This window comes from Microbacterium sp. NRRL B-14842 (assembly GCF_050470785.1).
The window spans coordinates 1-16,746 of the sequence record NZ_JBFLUM010000007.1; the positions used below are offsets into that span (position 1 = coordinate 1).

Consider the following 16,746-nt stretch of genomic DNA (forward strand, 5'->3'; position numbering starts at 1 on the left):
CGCGGCGACGAGGTCGCTCAGCGCGCAGATGTCATCGGTGGTCACGGTCGTGTCCGGACCGACGTAGCAGGCCTTGTACGCGGCGACCTTCGCCGCGGGCGCGACGCCCGAGATGGTCCCGAAGTCGACGCCCTCGACCGCGGCCTCCACTCCGAAGTCGCCCGCGGCGGTGCTCGCGGTGTGCGAGCCGTGGCCGTCGCCGTCGCGTGGGGAGAGGTAGTCGTACTGGAAGTCGAACCCGGCGGCCTGCGCTCCCGCGAAGAAGTACTGCCCGCCGATGAGCTTCGTGGAGTAGTCGCGCTCGTCCCAGTCCTGGCCGTCGACCATCGCGCCGCGGAACTGTCCGCCGTCGGACTTGTCGAAGTACACGTAGGTGCCGTCGGTATAGGGATCTGTGCCCTTGTGGCGGCTGTTCTGCTTCTTCTGCTGCTTGAGCTTCTTGCCCTCGAACGAGGGGTGCTCGGGAGCGATGCCGGTGTCGATCACGCCGACCACGACACCCTCGCCCGCCTTCTTCACGCCTCCGGTCTGCTGCCACACCCCGCCACGGCCCTTGCGGTCGTCGCCGAGGCCGAGGTAGTCCGTGGAGGTCTGCGCATCGGGGTGACGGATCTCGTCGGGATACACCCCCAGGACGTCCTTCGAGGCACGGAGCTGGTCCCACCTGCTCACCCGAGAGGTCGGCGCTGAACCCGTTGAGCACGACCTGGTAGGTCGTGTCCGGCGTGACGCCGACGTCGTTGATGAGGCTCTTCTGCTCGGACTCGAGGTGCTTGACGTACCGCCGCGCGTCCTGCGACTGCGTCTCGAGCTGCTCGCCCTCGTCGGGCTTCGTCGCCTTGAGTCCCTTGACGTCGCCTTCGTAGCTGGCGAGGGGATCGGCCTTCATGATCACGATGTAGTGCCCGGGGGTCCCCGCGACCGGAACGGGGTGCGTCACCTCCCCGGTCGCTGCGTAGCCTGCGGTTGCCGTCGATGCGATGAACAGCGTCGCCAGGGTGGTGGCTGCTGCGATCCGAAGGGGTGTTCGACCCATATCTCGCTCCTGATGATCGATGATCCCGATGCCGCCTCGTTGCCGCACCGCGGCTCACGATAGACCCGCTCCTCGGCGCCGGATCGAGAACTGAACGATGGTCGAATCCCGATCGCGCCGATCGGTCAGGGTGGACGACGGCCGGGTCTCCGAATGTCGCCAGTAGGCTGGAGACGTGGCCCGTACCTCCGTCCTGTCGACCAGAGTGCTGCTGATCTGCGCAGCGATCGGTGTCGCCACGGGCATCCTCGGCGGCATCGCCGGATGGGTCACTCCCCTCCTCCTGGCCAGCCCGCTGCTGTTCCTCTACGGCCTCGTGCTGGGCTCGCACGTGCTGCCGGGCATCATCGCGCAGGAGGTGCTGCGGCTGCCGCTCGTGGCACTCATCACGCACGTGTTCGCCGCGCTCATCGCGAGCGCCTTCAACCCGGCGTGGTCGTTGCGGTTCATCGGCACGGCGCTGCTGTTCGGCCTCATCCAGGAAGGTGTCGCCGCCCTCACCCGCTATCGCTCCTGGGGCGCCTGGCGGTTCTTCGTCTCGGCGGTCGTGATCGGCGTCGTCGTGGCGGTGGCGGTGTTCTTCGCGGCGAACCTCGCCGTCCTGCCGCTCTGGGCCCAGCTGCTGTACCTGACGATCTCCGTGCTCGGCCCGGTGGCCTGGACGGCGATCGGCCTCGCCATCGGTTCGGCGCTGCGCACCGCCGGCGTCGCACGCCGCTGATCGCGCACGTGCCCTGCTGGCAACACAGGTAAGGCTCAGCTAAGTTAGAGGCCACCCTCCGTCGAACCCGGGACCTGCCGTGCGCCCATCCGCGCCTCTCCTCCGCGTGCGCGAGCTCACCCTCACCCACGCGGATGCCGCGCATCCGTCGCCCCGTGACGTGACCTTCGACATCGAGCCCGGTGAGGTCGTGCTGCTGCTCGGCCCGTCCGGCTCCGGGAAGTCGACGCTCACGCTCGCCCTCAACGGCCTCATCCCGCACGCGCTCCCCGCGACCATGTCCGGCTCCGTCGAGGCCGGCGGTGTCGACACGACCACCGCGCACACCGCGACGCTCAGCACGCACGTCGCCATGGTCTTCCAGGACCCTGACGCCCAGATCGTCACGGGGACGGTGTACGACGAGGTGGCTTTCGGCCCTGAGAACCTCCTGCTCCCGCTCGGCACCGTGCGGGCACGCGTCGAGGATGCGCTGCGGCGGGTGGGCCTGTGGGCGCGCCGGGACGACAACCCGGACCACCTGTCCGGCGGCGGCCGACAGCGTCTCGCCATCGCCTGCGCCCTCGCGATGGGCTCCCCTCTCATCGTGCTGGACGAGCCGACCGCGAACCTCGACCCGCAGGGGATCGACGACGTGTATGCGGCGCTGACCGAGGTCGTGGCCGCCGGCGACCGGGCGATCCTCCTCGTCGAGCACAACCTCGATGCGGCGATGCGCTTCGTCACGCGCACCGTCGTGCTCGACCGCGAGGGCCGGGTGGTCTTCGACGGTCCGGCCGCCGAGACCATCCGGGCGCATGCCGACGAGCTCGTGGCGATGGGGGTCTGGCTGCCCGCCGCGACGCTCGCTGCGCTCCGCCTCCGCGACCGGGGGATCGTCCTCGACCCGCTGCCGCTGACGCCCGAGGCACTGGCCGCGGCCCTGCCTGCCGGTCCGGCCCGCGCGTCCTCGATCCTCGCCGACGCTCCTCCCGCCGTCGACCGGGAGCCGATCATCCGGGCGCGCGGCCTCACCGTCTCGCGGCGCCGCACCGAGATCCTGCACGGGGTCGACCTCGACATCGCCGCGGGCAGTCTCACCGCGATCGTCGGGGCGAACGGCGCGGGCAAGACCACGCTGATCCAGGCCCTCGCGGGGGTCGTGCCCCCGCCGAAGGGCCGGGTCTCCGTCGACGGCGTCGACCCGGGCACCGCCTCCCCCCGGGATCTCGCGGCCCGGATCGGCTTCGTGTTCCAGAACCCGGAGCACCAGTTCATCGCCGCCACCGTGTTCGACGAGCTCGCCCACGGGCTCCGGCTGCGCCATGTGCCGGACGCCGAGGTCAGCGCTCGCGTGACGGAGATGCTCGAGCGGTTCGGGCTCACGCACAAGGCCGACGTGCACCCGTTCCTCCTCTCCGGCGGCGAGAAGCGACGACTCTCGGTGGGCACGGCCCTCATCACCCGTCCTCCCGTCCTCGCCCTCGACGAGCCCACCTTCGGGCAGGACCGCGCCAGGGCCGCCGAGCTCCTGGACCTGCTGGAGAGTCTCCGGGCGGACGGCACGACCGTCGTCATCGTCACCCACGATCTGCAGCTCGTCGCGGAGCACGCCACCGACACGGTCGTCCTCGCCGACGGGCGGGTCCGGGCCGCGGGCCCCACGGCGGCACTGTTCTCCGATCCCGCGATCCTCCCCTCCGCCGGGTTGCGCGTCCCCGCCCTGCAGCGGGTGCTCGCCGAGGCCGGGTGGGAGGTGACACCGTGACGATGTCCACGCTCGATCCGTATGCGCCGCTCGTGGCCACCTCGCGGCGGCAGTTCCTCTACGGCCTCAATCCGTTGGCGAAGGTCGCCGGCTTCGCCCCCGCGATGCTGCTCCTCGTCTTCGTGCGCGACCTGGCCACCCCGGCCGCCTTCCTCGTGCTCGCGTACGTCCTCATCCTCGTCGGGGCGCGGGTGACGGGCCGCCTCCTCACGCTGCTCCTGCTCGGTCTGCCGCGGGCATGCTCGCGATCGGCGTCGGCTTCTCGCTGTGGGTCGACGCGGCCCTGGTCGCCGACACAGCCCCCGTCGTGACGATCGGCGACTGGACCCTCTACGGAGGCGCCCTCCTCATCGGCTTCGCCACGGCGCTCCGGCTCGGATCGATCGTCGCGCTCGCGCTGGTCGGCGGCCTCACCACCAGCGGCTCCGATCTCGTGCGTGCGAGCGTGCAGCAGCTGCGCGTGCCGTACCGCATCGGGTACACGGCCCTGGCCGCCTTCCGCTTCGTGCCCCGGTTCGGGCACGAGCTCGCCGTCATCCGCGCCGCGCACCGGGTGCGCGGTTACCACGGCGGCCGCGGCCCCTTCGCGCGGATCGCCCGCGGCTGGGGGTACATCGTCCCGCTGCTCGCGGGCGCCATCCGGCATGCGGAGCGCGTCGCCCTCGCGATGGACTCCCGAGCGTTCGGGCGCGCATCCGACGCGGACCGAGCGGCACCTCGTGGCGTTCCGCACGAGGGACACCGTCTTCACCGTGGTCACGCTCGCCGTGTCGGCCGCGATCTTCGTCGTCTTCTTCCCCTGGCAGCTCCCCTGAAAGGTGCCCCATGGCATTCAGCAAGATGGTCAAGCCGGAGACGGCCGAGCTCCTGCACCTCACGGTTCTCCGCACCGAACGGCTCGCGCCGCACTGGGTGCGGGTGACCCTGGGCGGCGGCGAGATCGACCGCTTCCGCCCGATGGGCTACGACCAGTGGTTCCGGCTGTTCCTGCCGATCGGCGGCGAGGCGGGGCTGGAGCGGGTGCCCGCGAAGGCGAACCGGATGTTCGGGTACCTGAAGTTCCTCCGCATCCCCGACGGCGAGCGCCCCGTGATGCGCAACTACACCGTGCGCGCCTACCGCCCGGCCACGGCCGAGATCGGCGCCGAGCTCGACGTCGACTTCGTCCTGCACGGCTCGGCGGCCGACGGCACCGCCGGTCCGGCGTCCCGATGGGCGGAGACGTGCACCCCCGGCGAGCACGTCCTCATCATCGACGAGGGCCTGACGTTCAACCCCGAGCGGGGCACCGACCGGGTGGTGCTCGTCGGCGACGAGACCGCCCTCCCCGCGATCGCGTCGATCAGCGCCTCCCTGCCGACCGACTCCTCGGGCACGGCGATCATCGAAGTCCCGTCCGCGGAGGACGCCCTGGAGTTCGCGCACCCGTCGGGGCTCGAGGTGGTGTGGGTCGTGCGGCCTCAGGAGATTCCGCCCGGGGCCCTCGCTCTGGACACCCTCGCTCGTACCACTCTGCCCGCCGCGCCGTTCCATGCCTACGCGGCGGGAGAGCAGGCGCTGGCCTCCGGCGTCCGCAAGCAGCTCGTCGGCGAGCGCGGCGTCGACAGGAACGCCGTCAGCTTCTGCGGCTACTGGAAGATCGGTGCCGCCTCCCCCGCCTCGAAGGCCGCCCGCGAGGCCGCCGCGGAGCCCCGCACGTAATCCCGGGGCACAGCTTCGGAGCCATGGCACGACACGCCGCGGCGGACGATGCCGCCCCGGCGTGTCGATGGGGATCTCCGAAGCTGTGCCCGGGGACGTCAGCGCTTGCCGGCGATCTGACGCCCGACGATCTCGCGCATGATCTCGTTCGTGCCGCCGTAGATGCGGTGCACACGGGCGTCGAGGAAGGCCCGGGCGATGGGGTACTCGGTGATGTAGCCGTAGCCGCCGTGGAGCTGGACGCCGGCGTCGAGCACCTCCCACTCACGCTCGGTCGCCCAGAACTTGACCTTCGCGGCTTCTTCCGCCGAGAGCCTGCCGTCCTTGTAGGCCAGCAGCGCGCGGTCGATGAAGGCCCACAGCGCGTCGACCGTGGCGGACATGTCGGCGATGGTGAAGCGGCTGTTCTGGAAGTCGATGATGCGCTCCCCGAAGGCCTCGCGGTCCTTGGTGTACGCGACGGTCCAGTCGAACGCGGCCTGCGCGGCGGCGGCTCCGGCCACGCCGATCGAGAGGCGCTCGAGCGGCAGGTTCATCATGAGCTGGATGAAGCCCTTGCCCTCGACGCCGCCGATGAGGTTCTCCTCCGGCACGAACACGTCGCTGAACGACAGCTCGGCGGTGTCATGGCCGTGGAAGCCCATCTTGGACAGCTTCTTGCCGTTGTCGAATCCCTCCATGCCCTTCTCGATGAGCACGAGGCTGAACGCGTCGGGACGGTTGCCCTCGCCGGTCTTCACGAACGTGACGACGAGGTCGGCGGTCGCGCCCGATGAGATGAACGTCTTCGCGCCGTTGACGATGTAGCCGCCGTCCGTCTTCTTCGCCGTGGTCTTGATGCCGCGGAGGTCGGAGCCGGCGCCGGGCTCGGTCATGGCGAGCGCGCCGACGACCTCACCGGTGGCCATGCGGGGCAGCCACTTCTCCTTCTGCTCCTGCGTGCCCATGTGCACGAGGTACGGCACGGCCAGGTCGTCCTGGATGCCGAAGGCCCCGGCGAGCGATCCCGCTCCGGCCGCGATGACCTCTTCGTTCACGATCGCGCGGAAGCGGTAGTCCTGCAGCATTCCGGCGCCGCCGAACTCCTCCGGCACGGAGAGCCCGATGATGCCGGCCTCACCCGCGGCGCGCATCGTGGCGCGGTCCACCTCGCCGGCGGCGTCCCACTTCTCGATCGCCTCGTGCGTGACGTGGCGCTTGACGAAATCCTTGACGAGGTCGCGGAATGCCTCGTGATCCTCTTCGTAGATGTCGCGTTCCATGCCGTCCTCCCGAACGTGTCGTGCGTCGTTGCTCCGGCGAGTCTACGGCGGGAACACGGGGCAGGACAGGCGATTGTGAGAATGCATCCCATCGTGGGTGGGACTGGGTATCGCCTTTGTGGAATGCCTCAGTGCGAGCGGATCACACCCCTGCCGCGCCGGCTCAGTGGTCGTAATCGGGCGCCGCCGGGAGCCCGAAGAACTCCTCCAGCGTGTGATAGCCGCCTTCGTGATACGCCGCCGCGAGCTCCCTGCCGACGTAGCGCAGGTGCCAGGGCTCCGGGGCGTACCCGGTGACGGGCGTGCCGACCTGTTCGTAGCGCACGATGAACCCGTACTCCCAGGCGTGCGCCGCCACCCACTCGCTCTGACGCGTCGCGCCGAAGCCGTCCAGACCGCCGCAGCCGTCATCACAGGCCACGACGTCGAGGGCGAGACCGGTCTGATGCTCGCTGTGACCCGGTCGCGCCGAGCCGGCATCCGCGTCCGCCTGCCCCTGGTCCCGCACGTGCGCACCGTATGTCGCGACCTGGAGGCCGTAGGAACGGTAGCCGTTGTTCGCTCCGATGCGTCCGACCCCGGCCGCCCCGGCGGCGTCCGCCATGCGCCCGGCGGCGTCGGCGACCTCCGCGCGCACCCGGCCCGACGGGGTCGTCATCTGCAGCGGCACCTGGCTCAGTCCTTCGGGTTCGTAGGCGGCGGGTTCGAGCGGACGCCCCTTGTTGATCACGACCCAGATCCGGGCGGGATCGCTGAGCGAGACACAGGGTGCATTACCGGCGATCACCGCCTCACGGAAGCGCGCTCCACCGCCGAACCCCGCGACGGTGGCGGCGTCGTCCCCGGCCGCGATCGCAGCCTGCACCACGGGGTCGGCGCAGGGGTCCGCCGCAGGGGTCGCCGTGTTCTGCACGGTCGGTACCTGCATCACCGCGACGGGGCGCGGGAGCGGTGGGGATGCCACGGGGGTCGCGGCCGCCCCGGTGAGCGAGAGCACCACGCCGATCGCGGTCACCGCCAGCCCGACCGGCAGGGCGGGTCCGAAGATCGGGGAGCGCGGCGCCGCATGCTGAGCGTACGGCGAGGAGGGCATGCCCCCATTCTTCCATTCGAACATCAGTGCCACACTCACTTGACTTCGATTCGATTCTTTGTTCGACTGGGAGGATGCGGTGGCAGGGACAGAAACTCGCGGACAGCGACGAGGCGGCATTGCCGGGCCTCGAGAACCGTTCGAGCGTCCTCCGCACGGTGACCACACCGGAGTTCGCCGGCATGACGTTCCACGAGGTGCTGTCGAAGTCAGCGCTCAACCACGTCCCCGGGGCGTCGCGCATGCCCTTCGCCTGGACCATCAACCCCTATCGCGGCTGCTCCCATGCGTGCACCTACTGCTTCGCCCGGGGCACGCACGAGTACCTCGACCTCGACGGCGGCGCGGACTTCGACACCCAGATCGTCGTCAAGGTCAATGTCGTCGAGGTGCTCGAGCGGGAGCTGCGCCGCGGGAGCTGGCAGCACGAGACGGTCGCCCTCGGTACGAACACCGACCCGTACCAGCGGGCCGAGGGGCGCTACGCCCTCATGCCCGGCATCATCGAGGCGCTGGCCGCGTCCGGCACCCCGATGTCGATCCTGACGAAGGGCACACTGATCCGTCGGGACATCCCGCTGCTGAAGAAGGCGGCGCAGCGTGTGCCGGTCGACGTGCAGATGTCGATCGCGATGTACGACGACGCGCTGCAGAAGGCGATCGAGCCGGGCGCCCCGACCACGCAGGCCCGCCTCGACACGGTGCGCGCGCTCGCCGACGCCGGCTTCCCCGTCACGGTGTTCCTCATGCCGATCATGCCGCATCTGACCGACTCCCTTCCCGCGATCGACGACGCCCTCCGCCGTATCAAGGCCGCCGGAGCGCGGAGCGTGATCTACGGGGCCCTGCATCTGCGTCCGGGAGTCAAGCCGTGGTTCTTCCAGTGGCTTGGTGAGAACCGTCCCGATCTCGTGTCGTCGTATCGCGGGCTGTATCCCGGGGCGTCCGTCGAGGCACCGAAGCCGTACCGGCAGTGGCTCGCCAAGCGCGCTCGCCCCCTCATCCGGATGCACGGGCTCGACGGCCGGCACGAAGACGACTATCCGCGGCGCGGGTCCCGCCCGGGCCAAGGGCATGTCCAGACGGAGACGCCGCCGGCCGGGCCGGTCATGTTCACGCCGAGCGGCCGCGCGGCCGCCGCCCCGCCGCAGCCGATGCTGTTCTGACCCGGTCGGCCGGAGGGCGCGGCTCCGCGTAGGCTCGAGGATCATGGCGATCGGTTCGACAGTCCACACGTTCGAGATGCAGCTCGCCGACACCGATCGCGGGGTCTACGAAGACGTCTCGCTCCGGGCCGCCCGGCATCCGTCCGAGACCGACGCGTACATGCTCACCCGGGTCCTCGCCTACGGGCTCGAGTTCGCGGAGGGCGTCGCGTTCGGCGGCAGCGTCTCCGACACGGAGGAGCCCGCGGTGCTCGTGCGCGACCTCACGGGCCGAGTCACCGTCTGGATCGAGGTGGGCGCTCCGGATGCCGCGCGGCTGCATCACGCCTCCCGCCTCGCGGACCGGACAGTGGTCTACACGCACCGCGACCCGGCCAAGGTCATGGCGCCGTGGGCCGACAAGCGCATCCATCGTTCCGAGGACATCCGGGTGTACAGCTTCGACCCCGGCTTCATCGACAGCGCTACGCCCCACCTCGCCCGCCGGAACACCCTGACCCTCACGGTCACCGAGCGCGTTCTCTACCTCGACCTCAACGGCACGTCCCTGACGACCACCCTCCACGAGCACACCCTCCCCTGACACCCCGGCTGCCCGCGCACCTTCCCGGTGCGGAGTGCGAAAAGGCCCCGGAGACCGAAGTCTCCGGGGCCTTTCTGATCCCGAACGCGTCAGGAGGTGAGTTCCGCGGCGGACGGCACGCGCCCCGCGATCTCCTCGATCACGTCGTCGTCCACGCGCGCCTGCTCGAACGGCGCCTCGATCTCGGCGCGGCCGAGCAGCTCGGTCATCCGACGCTGGCGCTGCCGCGTGATGAGCGTGACGACCCGGCCCGAGCGCCCCGCGCGTCCGGTGCGACCCGAGCGGTGCAGGTACGTCTTGTACTCGTCCGGCGCGTCGGCCTGGACCACGAGGTCGATGTCGTCGACGTGGATGCCGCGCGCGGCCACATCGGTGGCCACGAGGACGTTCACACCGGCCCGAGGTCAGCTTCTCCAGGTTCCGCGTGCGCTTGGCCTGGTTGAGGTCGCCGTGCAGCGAGACCGCGGGGATCCCCGCGTCGTCGAACTGGTCGGCCAGCATGTCGGCGTAGGCACGGGTGCGGGCGAAGACCAGGGTCTTGCCCTCGCGGTCGACGAGGGAGGTGAGGATGTCGGCCTTGTCGCGGTGCTCGATGACGAGCACCCGGTGCTCGATCGTGCTGGAGCCCTGGTCTTCGCCCGCGACCTCGAACACGGCGGGGTCGACGAGGAACTCGTCCACGAGCGCCGCGACCTCGCGGTCGAGCGTCGCGGAGAACAGGAGCTTCTGGCTGCCCTCGGCCGTGCGGCGGAGGATGCGCTGGACGGGCTCGACGAACCCGAGCTCGCACATGTGGTCGGCTTCGTCGAGCACCGCGATCCGGCAGTCCGACAGGTCGAGCTTGCCCTGGTTCATCAGGTCCTCGACGCGGCCGGGGGTGCCGATGACGATGTCGACGCCCTTCTTCAGCGCGCCCACCTGACGACCCTGCGGCACACCGCCGTAGATCTGCGTCGTGAACAGGCCCACGCTCCGGGCGATCGGCTGGATGGTCCGGTCGATCTGCAGCGCGAGCTCGCGCGTCGGGGCGAGGATGATCGCGCGCGGCGAGCGGCCGAACTCGCGACGCTTGCCCGCCTGCGACTTCAGCACCCGCTCGACGAGCGGCGCGCCGAAGGCGATGGTCTTGCCGGAGCCCGTGCGGCCGCGGGCGAGCACGTCGCGTCCCTCGAGGACGGCGGGGATGCTCGCCGCCTGGATCGGGAACGGCGTCGCGGCCCCCATGCCGTTCAGGGTCTCGGTGATGTTCGAGCCGAGGCCGAGATCGGCGAACGTGATGCCCTCGACCTCGACGGCCTGCACGGCCTGCGCCTCGAGGCGCTCGTGGACGACGTCGTCGGCCTGCTCGAACGCCGCCTTCGGCTTCGCGTTCCAGTCGTCGCGGCGGGGGCGCTCGTCCCGACGCGGACGCTCGGTACGGTAGGCCCCGCCGGTCGACGGCCGCTCGCGCCCGCCCTCGAAGGAGCGCTGCGTGCGGTCGCGGTCGAAGGCGCGGCGGGCACGGGCGGCGTCGTAGGAGCGGTCGGCCCCCTGGTCGTTGCCGCGGGCGCGGTCGCCCCCGCGGTCATCGCGCCGCGGACGGTCGTCGCGGTCGAAGCGCGGACGCTCGTTCCGGCGATCGTCGAAGCGCGGGCGGCCCCCGTCGCGGTGGTCGCCGTCGCGGAAGCCCTGTCGCTGCGAGCCGCCGCGGTCGTCGCGCCGCGGACGGTCGTCGAAGCGGCCGGCCCCTGCGCGGTCGTTGTACCGCGGACGCTCGGAGCGGTCGTCGAACCGGCCGGCGCCTGCGCGGTCGTCGCGGCGGTGCGGGGCCTCGCGGCGTCCGGACTCCGCACGGTTGCGGATGCTGCGGGCCTCGTCGCGGCCGGCGCGCTCCTGAGAGCTCCACCGACGCTTCGGCGCACCGGACTCGGTCTCCTCCGGGCGATAGCCGCGGTGGCCGGGGCTGCGGCTGCCGGGGCGGCGGTCGTACCCGCCGGTCACCCGGGAGTCGCGGTCCTCGCGAGCGGGACGCTCGTCGCGGGCCGTGTCCCGACCACCGGTCGGTCGGTGGCGGTCGTGGAACGAGGTCTTCTTGGCGCCGTAGCGCGGCTCGAAGTTCGCGGCGGCGCGACCGCCGCGGGGCTTCTTGTTCTTGGGCATTCGGGTGTCCTTCTTGCGTTCTCGCACGAGAACAGCGCTGCGCGCACGCGCGAGCACTCCGATCCAGCGGAGTCCGGACGATCTGCGGCCGGGGCCATTCCTGTGATGGTTGATTCGCGTCGATCGACGCGCACCATCGGCCCCTGGACTCACACTTCACACACTGAAAAACGTCCGCGCCCTGCGCGGGTGTCCGAAGCCGACCGCCCCAGTCTACCCGGCGACCCTGGGAGACCCCCGCACTCCGGCGGCCTGCGGCACTACGATGTCGAGGTGAACTCCGTCTCTCCCACCGGCACCCAGGTCCACCTCCGCCTCGGCGACGTGACCGCGCAGATCGCCCAGGTCGGCGCCTCGCTCCGTGGCCTGCGCATCGGCGAGGTCGACCTCGTCTCGCCCTACCCGCTCGACGTCCCGACGCCATCATGCTCAGGAGTCGTGCTGACGCCGTGGCCCAACCGGGTGCGGGACGGCCGCTGGGACGACGAGGGCACCGTCCGTCAGCTCGCGATCAGCGAGCCGAAGACCACCACCGCCAGCCACGGGCTCCTGCGCTACACCGCCTACGCGGTCGAGCAGACGGAGGGAGCCGCGACCCTGCGCGCGACCGTCTTCCCGCAGACCGGCTACCCGTACCTGATCGAGACGTCCGTCGCCTACGTCCTCACCGCGGACGGCATCGAGGTCACGCACACGCTCACCAACTGGTCCGATTCGGCTGCTCCGGTCGCGCTCGGCACGCACCCGTTCCCGACGATCGGCGACGTCGACCCGCACGACCTCGTCCTCCGCGTCCCGGCCCACACCGTGTTCGAGACGGACGACCGCATGCTTCCGATCGGCACCCGTCCCGCCGACCCCGACCTGCGCGAGGGCGTCCGAGTCGGCGACGTCTCGCTCGACACCGGGTTCACGGACCTTGTGCGCGACCCCGACGGCCGCGTGCGGCACACCCTCACCGCGCCCGACGGCCGGACCGTCACGCTCTGGCAGGGCGAGGGCTTCGACTTCGTGCAGGTGTACACCGCGACGAACTACCCCGGAACCCCGCTCGCCGTCGCGATCGAGCCGATGACCGCTCCGGCGGACGCGTTCAACAGCGGCCTCGGGGTGCGCCGTCTGGCTTCTGGCGAGACCTGGACGCTGGAGTGGGGCCTCTCCTTCGCTTGACCGCGGTTCACAACTCAGGAGAACACACGCGGAAAGGCCCCGATCCTCGTCTCACCGACGGAATCGGGGCCTTTCTCCTGAGTTGTGAACGCTCGGCTACTCGCCGTGGTTCTCGCGCAGCTCTCGGCGGCTGACCGGTGTGCCGTCCGCATGGACCGGAACCGGGGCGGCATCCTCGTGGTGCTCGCCCTTGCGGGCCCGGCGGCGCTCCCGCGCCCCCTCGACGAGGTTGTACAGCGTCGGCAGCACGATGAGCGTCAGCACCGTGGAGGAGACGAGTCCGCCGATCACCACGATGGCCAGCGGCTGGGAGATGAACCCGCCGTGCCCCGTGATCCCCAGCGCCATCGGGGTGAGGGCGAGGATCGTGGCGAGCGCTGTCATGAGGATCGGGCGCAGACGCTTCTCCCCACCTGCCATCACGGCATCCGCGGTCGACAGCCCCTTCTCCCGATACTGGTTCACGAGGTCGACGAGCACGATCGCGTTCGTCACCACGATGCCGATGAGCATCAGCACACCGATCAGCGAGGCCACGCCCAGCGGCACGCCCGTGACGATCTGCAGCAGGATGGCTCCGGTCGCCGCGAACGGCACCGAGATCAGCAGCAGGAGCGGCTGCCGCAGCGACTTGAACGTCGCCACCATCACGACGTACACGATGAGGATCGCGGCGAGCATCGCGAGGCCGAGCTGCGCGAACGAATCGGCCTGCTGCGAGGCGACGCCGCCGACCTCGGCCGAGGCGCCGTCCGGGAGGTCCGCCGCGGCGAGCGCCTCGGTGACCGACTGGGTGGCGACCGCGAGGTTGTCCGATGCGGGCGGCACGGTGACGGTCGAGGTGCGGCGTCCCTGCTCGGTGGTGATCGAGGTGGGGCCGTTGCGCTGCTCGACGGTCGCGATGTCCTGCAGCGGCACGATGCCCGCCGCGGTGGGGATCGCGAGCTGCTGGAGCGCGGCGACGGTCGTCGGCGGCTCCGGGTTGACGAGGTATACCGTCAGCGCGGTGTCGTCGATCTCGACCGATCCGATCTGCTGCGGACGCATCGTGTTGGACACGATCGACCCGACGGCGACCTCGGACAGCCCGACCCGCGCGGCGGCCTCGCGGTCCACGACCACGGCGATGTACGGCAGGGCCTCGGCGAGGTTGTCCGTGACCTGCCCGATGCCCTCGCGGCCGTCGAGCTCCTCCACCACGGCGGAGGTCGCGGTGGCGAGGTCGTCGCCGTTCGCCGCCGTCACGGTGATCTCGATGTCGCTGGAGCCGAAACCGGCGGACGCCGCGACGTTGACCTCGCCGACCTCGTCGCCGAGGCCGTCGATGGCATCCTGCACCTCGGCACGCAGCTTCTCCTGGTCGGCGTCGCCGTCGGTGAGGACCGAGTAGGTGATCCCCGCGCCGCCGGAGAACGCGTCGCGCAGCGCGGAGCCGCTCGACCCGATGGAGGCCTGCACGTGCTCGATGCCGTCGATGTCGAGAAGGGCCTCCTCGACGGGGGCAGCGGCATCGGACTTCGCCTGCAGGCTCGCGGTCGGCCCGAGGTCCTGCGTCACGGTCATGGTGTTCTGACCGGAGTCGCTGAGGAAGTTCACCTTCATCAGCGGGGCGGCGGCGAGCGTCCCGGCGAGGACCACTACCGCGAGTGCCACCGTGATGCCCGAGTGCTTCAGCGTCCAGCCGAGGATGGGGCGGTAGCCGCGCTGCAGCCGCGTCGGCGGGGCCGCCGGGTCCTCCGGGTCGATCGCGTTCCCGCTCTCGTCGAGGAGCGGCTTGCCGGGCTTGAGGAACCAGTACGCCAGCACCGGCACGATCGTCAGAGCCACGAAGAGCGAGGCGACCATGGCGATGGTGACCGTCATCGCGAACGGACGGAACAGCTCGCCCACCATGTCGCCGACGAACACGATCGGCAGGAACACCGCCACGGTCGTGATGGTCGACGCGGTGATGGCCGCGGCGACCTCGCGCACCGCGAGACGGATCGCATCGCCCTTGTCCGCGCCGCCGACGTAGTGGCGCTTGATGTTCTCGATCACCACGATGGAGTCGTCGACCACGCGGCCGATCGCGATCGTGAGCGCCCCGAGGGTCAGCACGTTCAGCGAGTAGCCGAATGCCTGCAGCCCGATGAAGGTGATGAGGACGGACGTCGGGATGGAGATCGCGGTGACGAGCGTCGAGCGCACCGACATCAGGAACACGAGGATCACGAGCACGGCCATCACGAGGCCGAGCAGACCCCTCCGTTGGCGAGGGGTGTCGATCGACTGCACGATGAACGGCGCCTGGTCGAACACGACGGTGAACTCGGCGTCCGGGAGCGCTTCCCCGATCTCGTCGAGCGCGGCCAGAACCCCCCTGCGACACCTCGACCGTGTTGGCGGCGGGGAGCTTGGTGATGGAGATCGACAGGGCATCCTCGCCGTCGACCCGGGAGATCGAGGTCACCGGGTCCGACACCTGGGCCACCGTCGCGACGTCGCCGATGGTCACCGCGGTACCGACGAGAGGCAAGGCGGCGATCTCGTCGACCGAGGTGATCTTGGCGCCGGTCTGCACCGTGAGGGTCTCGCCGTCCTCGGTGATCTCACCGCCGGGGAAGAGGGTGCCGTTCTGCTGCAGCGCGGTGCTGATCGCCTCGCTGCTCTGCCCGGCCGCGCCGAGCTTCGCGAGGTCGGGGGTGATGGTGATGCGCTGCCCGACGCCGCCGACGATCTCCGCCGCGTTCACCCCGTCGACGTCCTCCAGATCGGGGATCGCGACGCTCTCCAGCTGCGCCTGGGCGTTGTCCGCGTCCTCGAAGCCCGTGACCGCGACCTGGATCACCGGGAAGTCGTCGATCGAGACCGAGAGCACCTGCGGCGTGACGTCCTCCGGGAGCTGCGAAGAGATGCGGTTGATCGCCTGCTGGATCTTCTGCTCCGCGGTCGCGAGGTTGGTGCCGTACGAGAACATCGCCTGCACGATCGAGGCGTTGGTCGTGCTCGTCGCGGTCGTCGACTCCAGGTCGGGCACGCCCTGGATGGCGGGACTCGATCGGCGTCGAGACGTCGTTCTCGACCACCTCGGGCGAGGCGCCGGGGTAGGTGGTCATGACCACGAGCGCCGGCAGCTCGAGCGACGGGATGAGCTCCTGCTTGAGGTTGGTCAGCGCGAGCCCGCCGAACACCGCGGCGACGATCGTCACGAGCGCGATGAGCGCGCGGTTCTTCAGGCTGAGGATGGCGAGTTTCGACAAGGCGGGTTCCTCGGTGTCAGGGGGTGGCGGTCGCTGCGGATGGGAGGGAGAGAGGTACTCCGAGGATCCGCGCCAGTGCGGATTCGAGGAAGGACTGTTCGAGATCGACGTCGCGGATCTGCGTGCTCCACATGACGCCGTCGATGAAGATCATCGCCGCTCGGGCCCGGTCGGCGCCATAGGTCGGCTCCAGGAGGTCGACGAGGCGGTCGGACAGGTGGCGCGCGAGCTGGCGCAGACGCGGATCGTGCACGGCTGCCGTGACCACGGCCCGATCCGCCTGCACAGCGTGGCCGTCGTGGATGCTGTCGTACACGAGCGCCGCGATGACGTCGGCCCCGGCTCCCCGTTCGGGCGAGGGTCTGCCGCACTCCGTCGAGTCGGCATTCGATCTCGTCCGCGAGCGCTCGGAAGGCGGCGGTGCGCAGGTCGTCGAGGGTGTCGAAGTACTGGGTGGTCGCCCCGAGCGGCACTCCGGCTCTGGCGGCGACCATCCGATGCGTGATGGCGTCGGCCCCGACCTCGACGATCAGCTCGGCCGTCGCGGTGACGATCTCCCGACGACGCGCTTCGGGGTCACGCCGCCGACGCGCGCTCTCCACCATCGCTCACCCCCTGGACACCCGTACATGTACGTTTGTACATTCGCTCCGGTGTGAACTCCCTGAGAACGGCCGCCCACTTCTTTCCTGTCTCCCCGCTGTGCCGGATCACTTCCGCACCCCGCACCCCCCGTTCACGGTCCCTTTTCGCGCTCTCACGGGCGGGAACCTCCTCCCGTGATCGAAAACGTACCGGGGTGGGGGCGAGAGCGGGGTCAGGCGGCGGAGGAAGACGGGGCGGAGGGAGGGGGTCTGGCCGCGCTCGAAGTAGGCGACGAGATCGG

The 16,746-nt window shown here is 70.6% G+C and carries 10 protein-coding genes and 4 pseudogenes; 7 read left to right on the forward strand and 7 right to left on the reverse strand.

All coding sequences use genetic code 11. From position 1 onward, the window contains the following. The coding region (locus tag AB1285_RS17195; protein ID WP_429977543.1) for a S8 family serine peptidase at nt 1-672 on the reverse strand (672 nt) is incomplete at its 3' end. A gap of 539 nt (nt 673-1,211) precedes the next feature. Between AB1285_RS17195 and AB1285_RS17200 the strand changes: the two genes are divergently transcribed. The 4 genes and pseudogenes from AB1285_RS17200 to AB1285_RS17215 all read left to right on the forward strand — a co-directional run bounded on the left by AB1285_RS17200 (nt 1,212) and on the right by AB1285_RS17215 (nt 5,205). Next, a complete protein-coding gene (locus tag AB1285_RS17200; RefSeq protein ID WP_187663132.1) occupies nt 1,212-1,757 on the forward strand; it encodes an ECF transporter S component in 546 nt (181 codons plus the stop codon). Between the two features lie 79 nt (nt 1,758-1,836). After that, on the forward strand, nt 1,837-3,504 hold the full coding sequence (locus tag AB1285_RS17205; RefSeq protein WP_370428965.1) for an ABC transporter ATP-binding protein: 1,668 nt from the start codon (nt 1,837-1,839) through the stop codon (nt 3,502-3,504). Between the two features lie 2 nt (nt 3,505-3,506). Then, nucleotides 3,507-4,319, forward strand: a pseudogene (locus AB1285_RS17210) (energy-coupling factor transporter transmembrane component T). Nucleotides 4,320-4,329: 10 nt separating this feature from the next. After that, nucleotides 4,330-5,205: a siderophore-interacting protein gene (locus AB1285_RS17215; protein WP_259952807.1), complete on the forward strand. Its 876-nt coding sequence runs from the start codon at nt 4,330-4,332 to the stop codon at nt 5,203-5,205. Nucleotides 5,206-5,303: 98 nt separating this feature from the next. On the opposite strand, the gene AB1285_RS17220 is transcribed toward AB1285_RS17215, so the two are convergent. Both AB1285_RS17220 and AB1285_RS17225 read right to left on the reverse strand, forming a co-directional pair. Next, nucleotides 5,304-6,467 (reverse strand): acyl-CoA dehydrogenase family protein, encoded by a 1,164-nt coding sequence (locus AB1285_RS17220; RefSeq protein ID WP_187663129.1) that lies wholly within the window; start codon nt 6,465-6,467, stop codon nt 5,304-5,306. A 163-nt stretch (nt 6,468-6,630) separates the two neighbouring features. Then, on the reverse strand, nt 6,631-7,560 hold the full coding sequence (locus AB1285_RS17225; RefSeq protein WP_370428966.1) for a M15 family metallopeptidase: 930 nt from the start codon (nt 7,558-7,560) through the stop codon (nt 6,631-6,633). A 74-nt stretch (nt 7,561-7,634) separates the two neighbouring features. On the opposite strand from AB1285_RS17225, the gene AB1285_RS17230 reads away from it, so the two are divergent. Further along, complete coding sequence (locus tag AB1285_RS17230; protein ID WP_363444870.1) at nt 7,635-8,726, forward strand: Rv2578c family radical SAM protein; 1,092 nt, start codon at nt 7,635-7,637, stop codon at nt 8,724-8,726. Between the two features lie 43 nt (nt 8,727-8,769). Then, complete coding sequence (locus AB1285_RS17235) at nt 8,770-9,309, forward strand: YaeQ family protein (protein ID WP_280569113.1); 540 nt, start codon at nt 8,770-8,772, stop codon at nt 9,307-9,309. 89 nt (nt 9,310-9,398) lie between these two features. Here AB1285_RS17235 and AB1285_RS17240 read toward each other — a convergent pair. Further along, nucleotides 9,399-11,448: pseudogene (locus tag AB1285_RS17240) on the reverse strand (DEAD/DEAH box helicase). 273 nt (nt 11,449-11,721) lie between these two features. Here AB1285_RS17240 and AB1285_RS17245 point away from each other — a divergent pair. Then, nucleotides 11,722-12,618, forward strand: a complete 897-nt coding sequence (locus AB1285_RS17245; RefSeq protein ID WP_268777688.1) for an aldose 1-epimerase family protein — start codon at nt 11,722-11,724, stop codon at nt 12,616-12,618. A 96-nt stretch (nt 12,619-12,714) separates the two neighbouring features. On the opposite strand, the pseudogene AB1285_RS17250 reads toward AB1285_RS17245, so the two are convergent. From AB1285_RS17250 to AB1285_RS17260, 3 genes and pseudogenes are all read right to left on the reverse strand, one after another. Then, a pseudogene (locus AB1285_RS17250) lies at nt 12,715-15,860 on the reverse strand (efflux RND transporter permease subunit). A gap of 16 nt (nt 15,861-15,876) precedes the next feature. Beyond that, nucleotides 15,877-16,128, reverse strand: coding sequence for a hypothetical protein (locus tag AB1285_RS17255; protein ID WP_429977544.1), 252 nt, complete (start codon nt 16,126-16,128; stop codon nt 15,877-15,879). 214 nt (nt 16,129-16,342) lie between these two features. Further along, nucleotides 16,343-16,465, reverse strand: a pseudogene (locus AB1285_RS17260) (TetR/AcrR family transcriptional regulator); the annotation flags it as partial. Nucleotides 16,466-16,746: the final 281 nt, after the last annotated feature.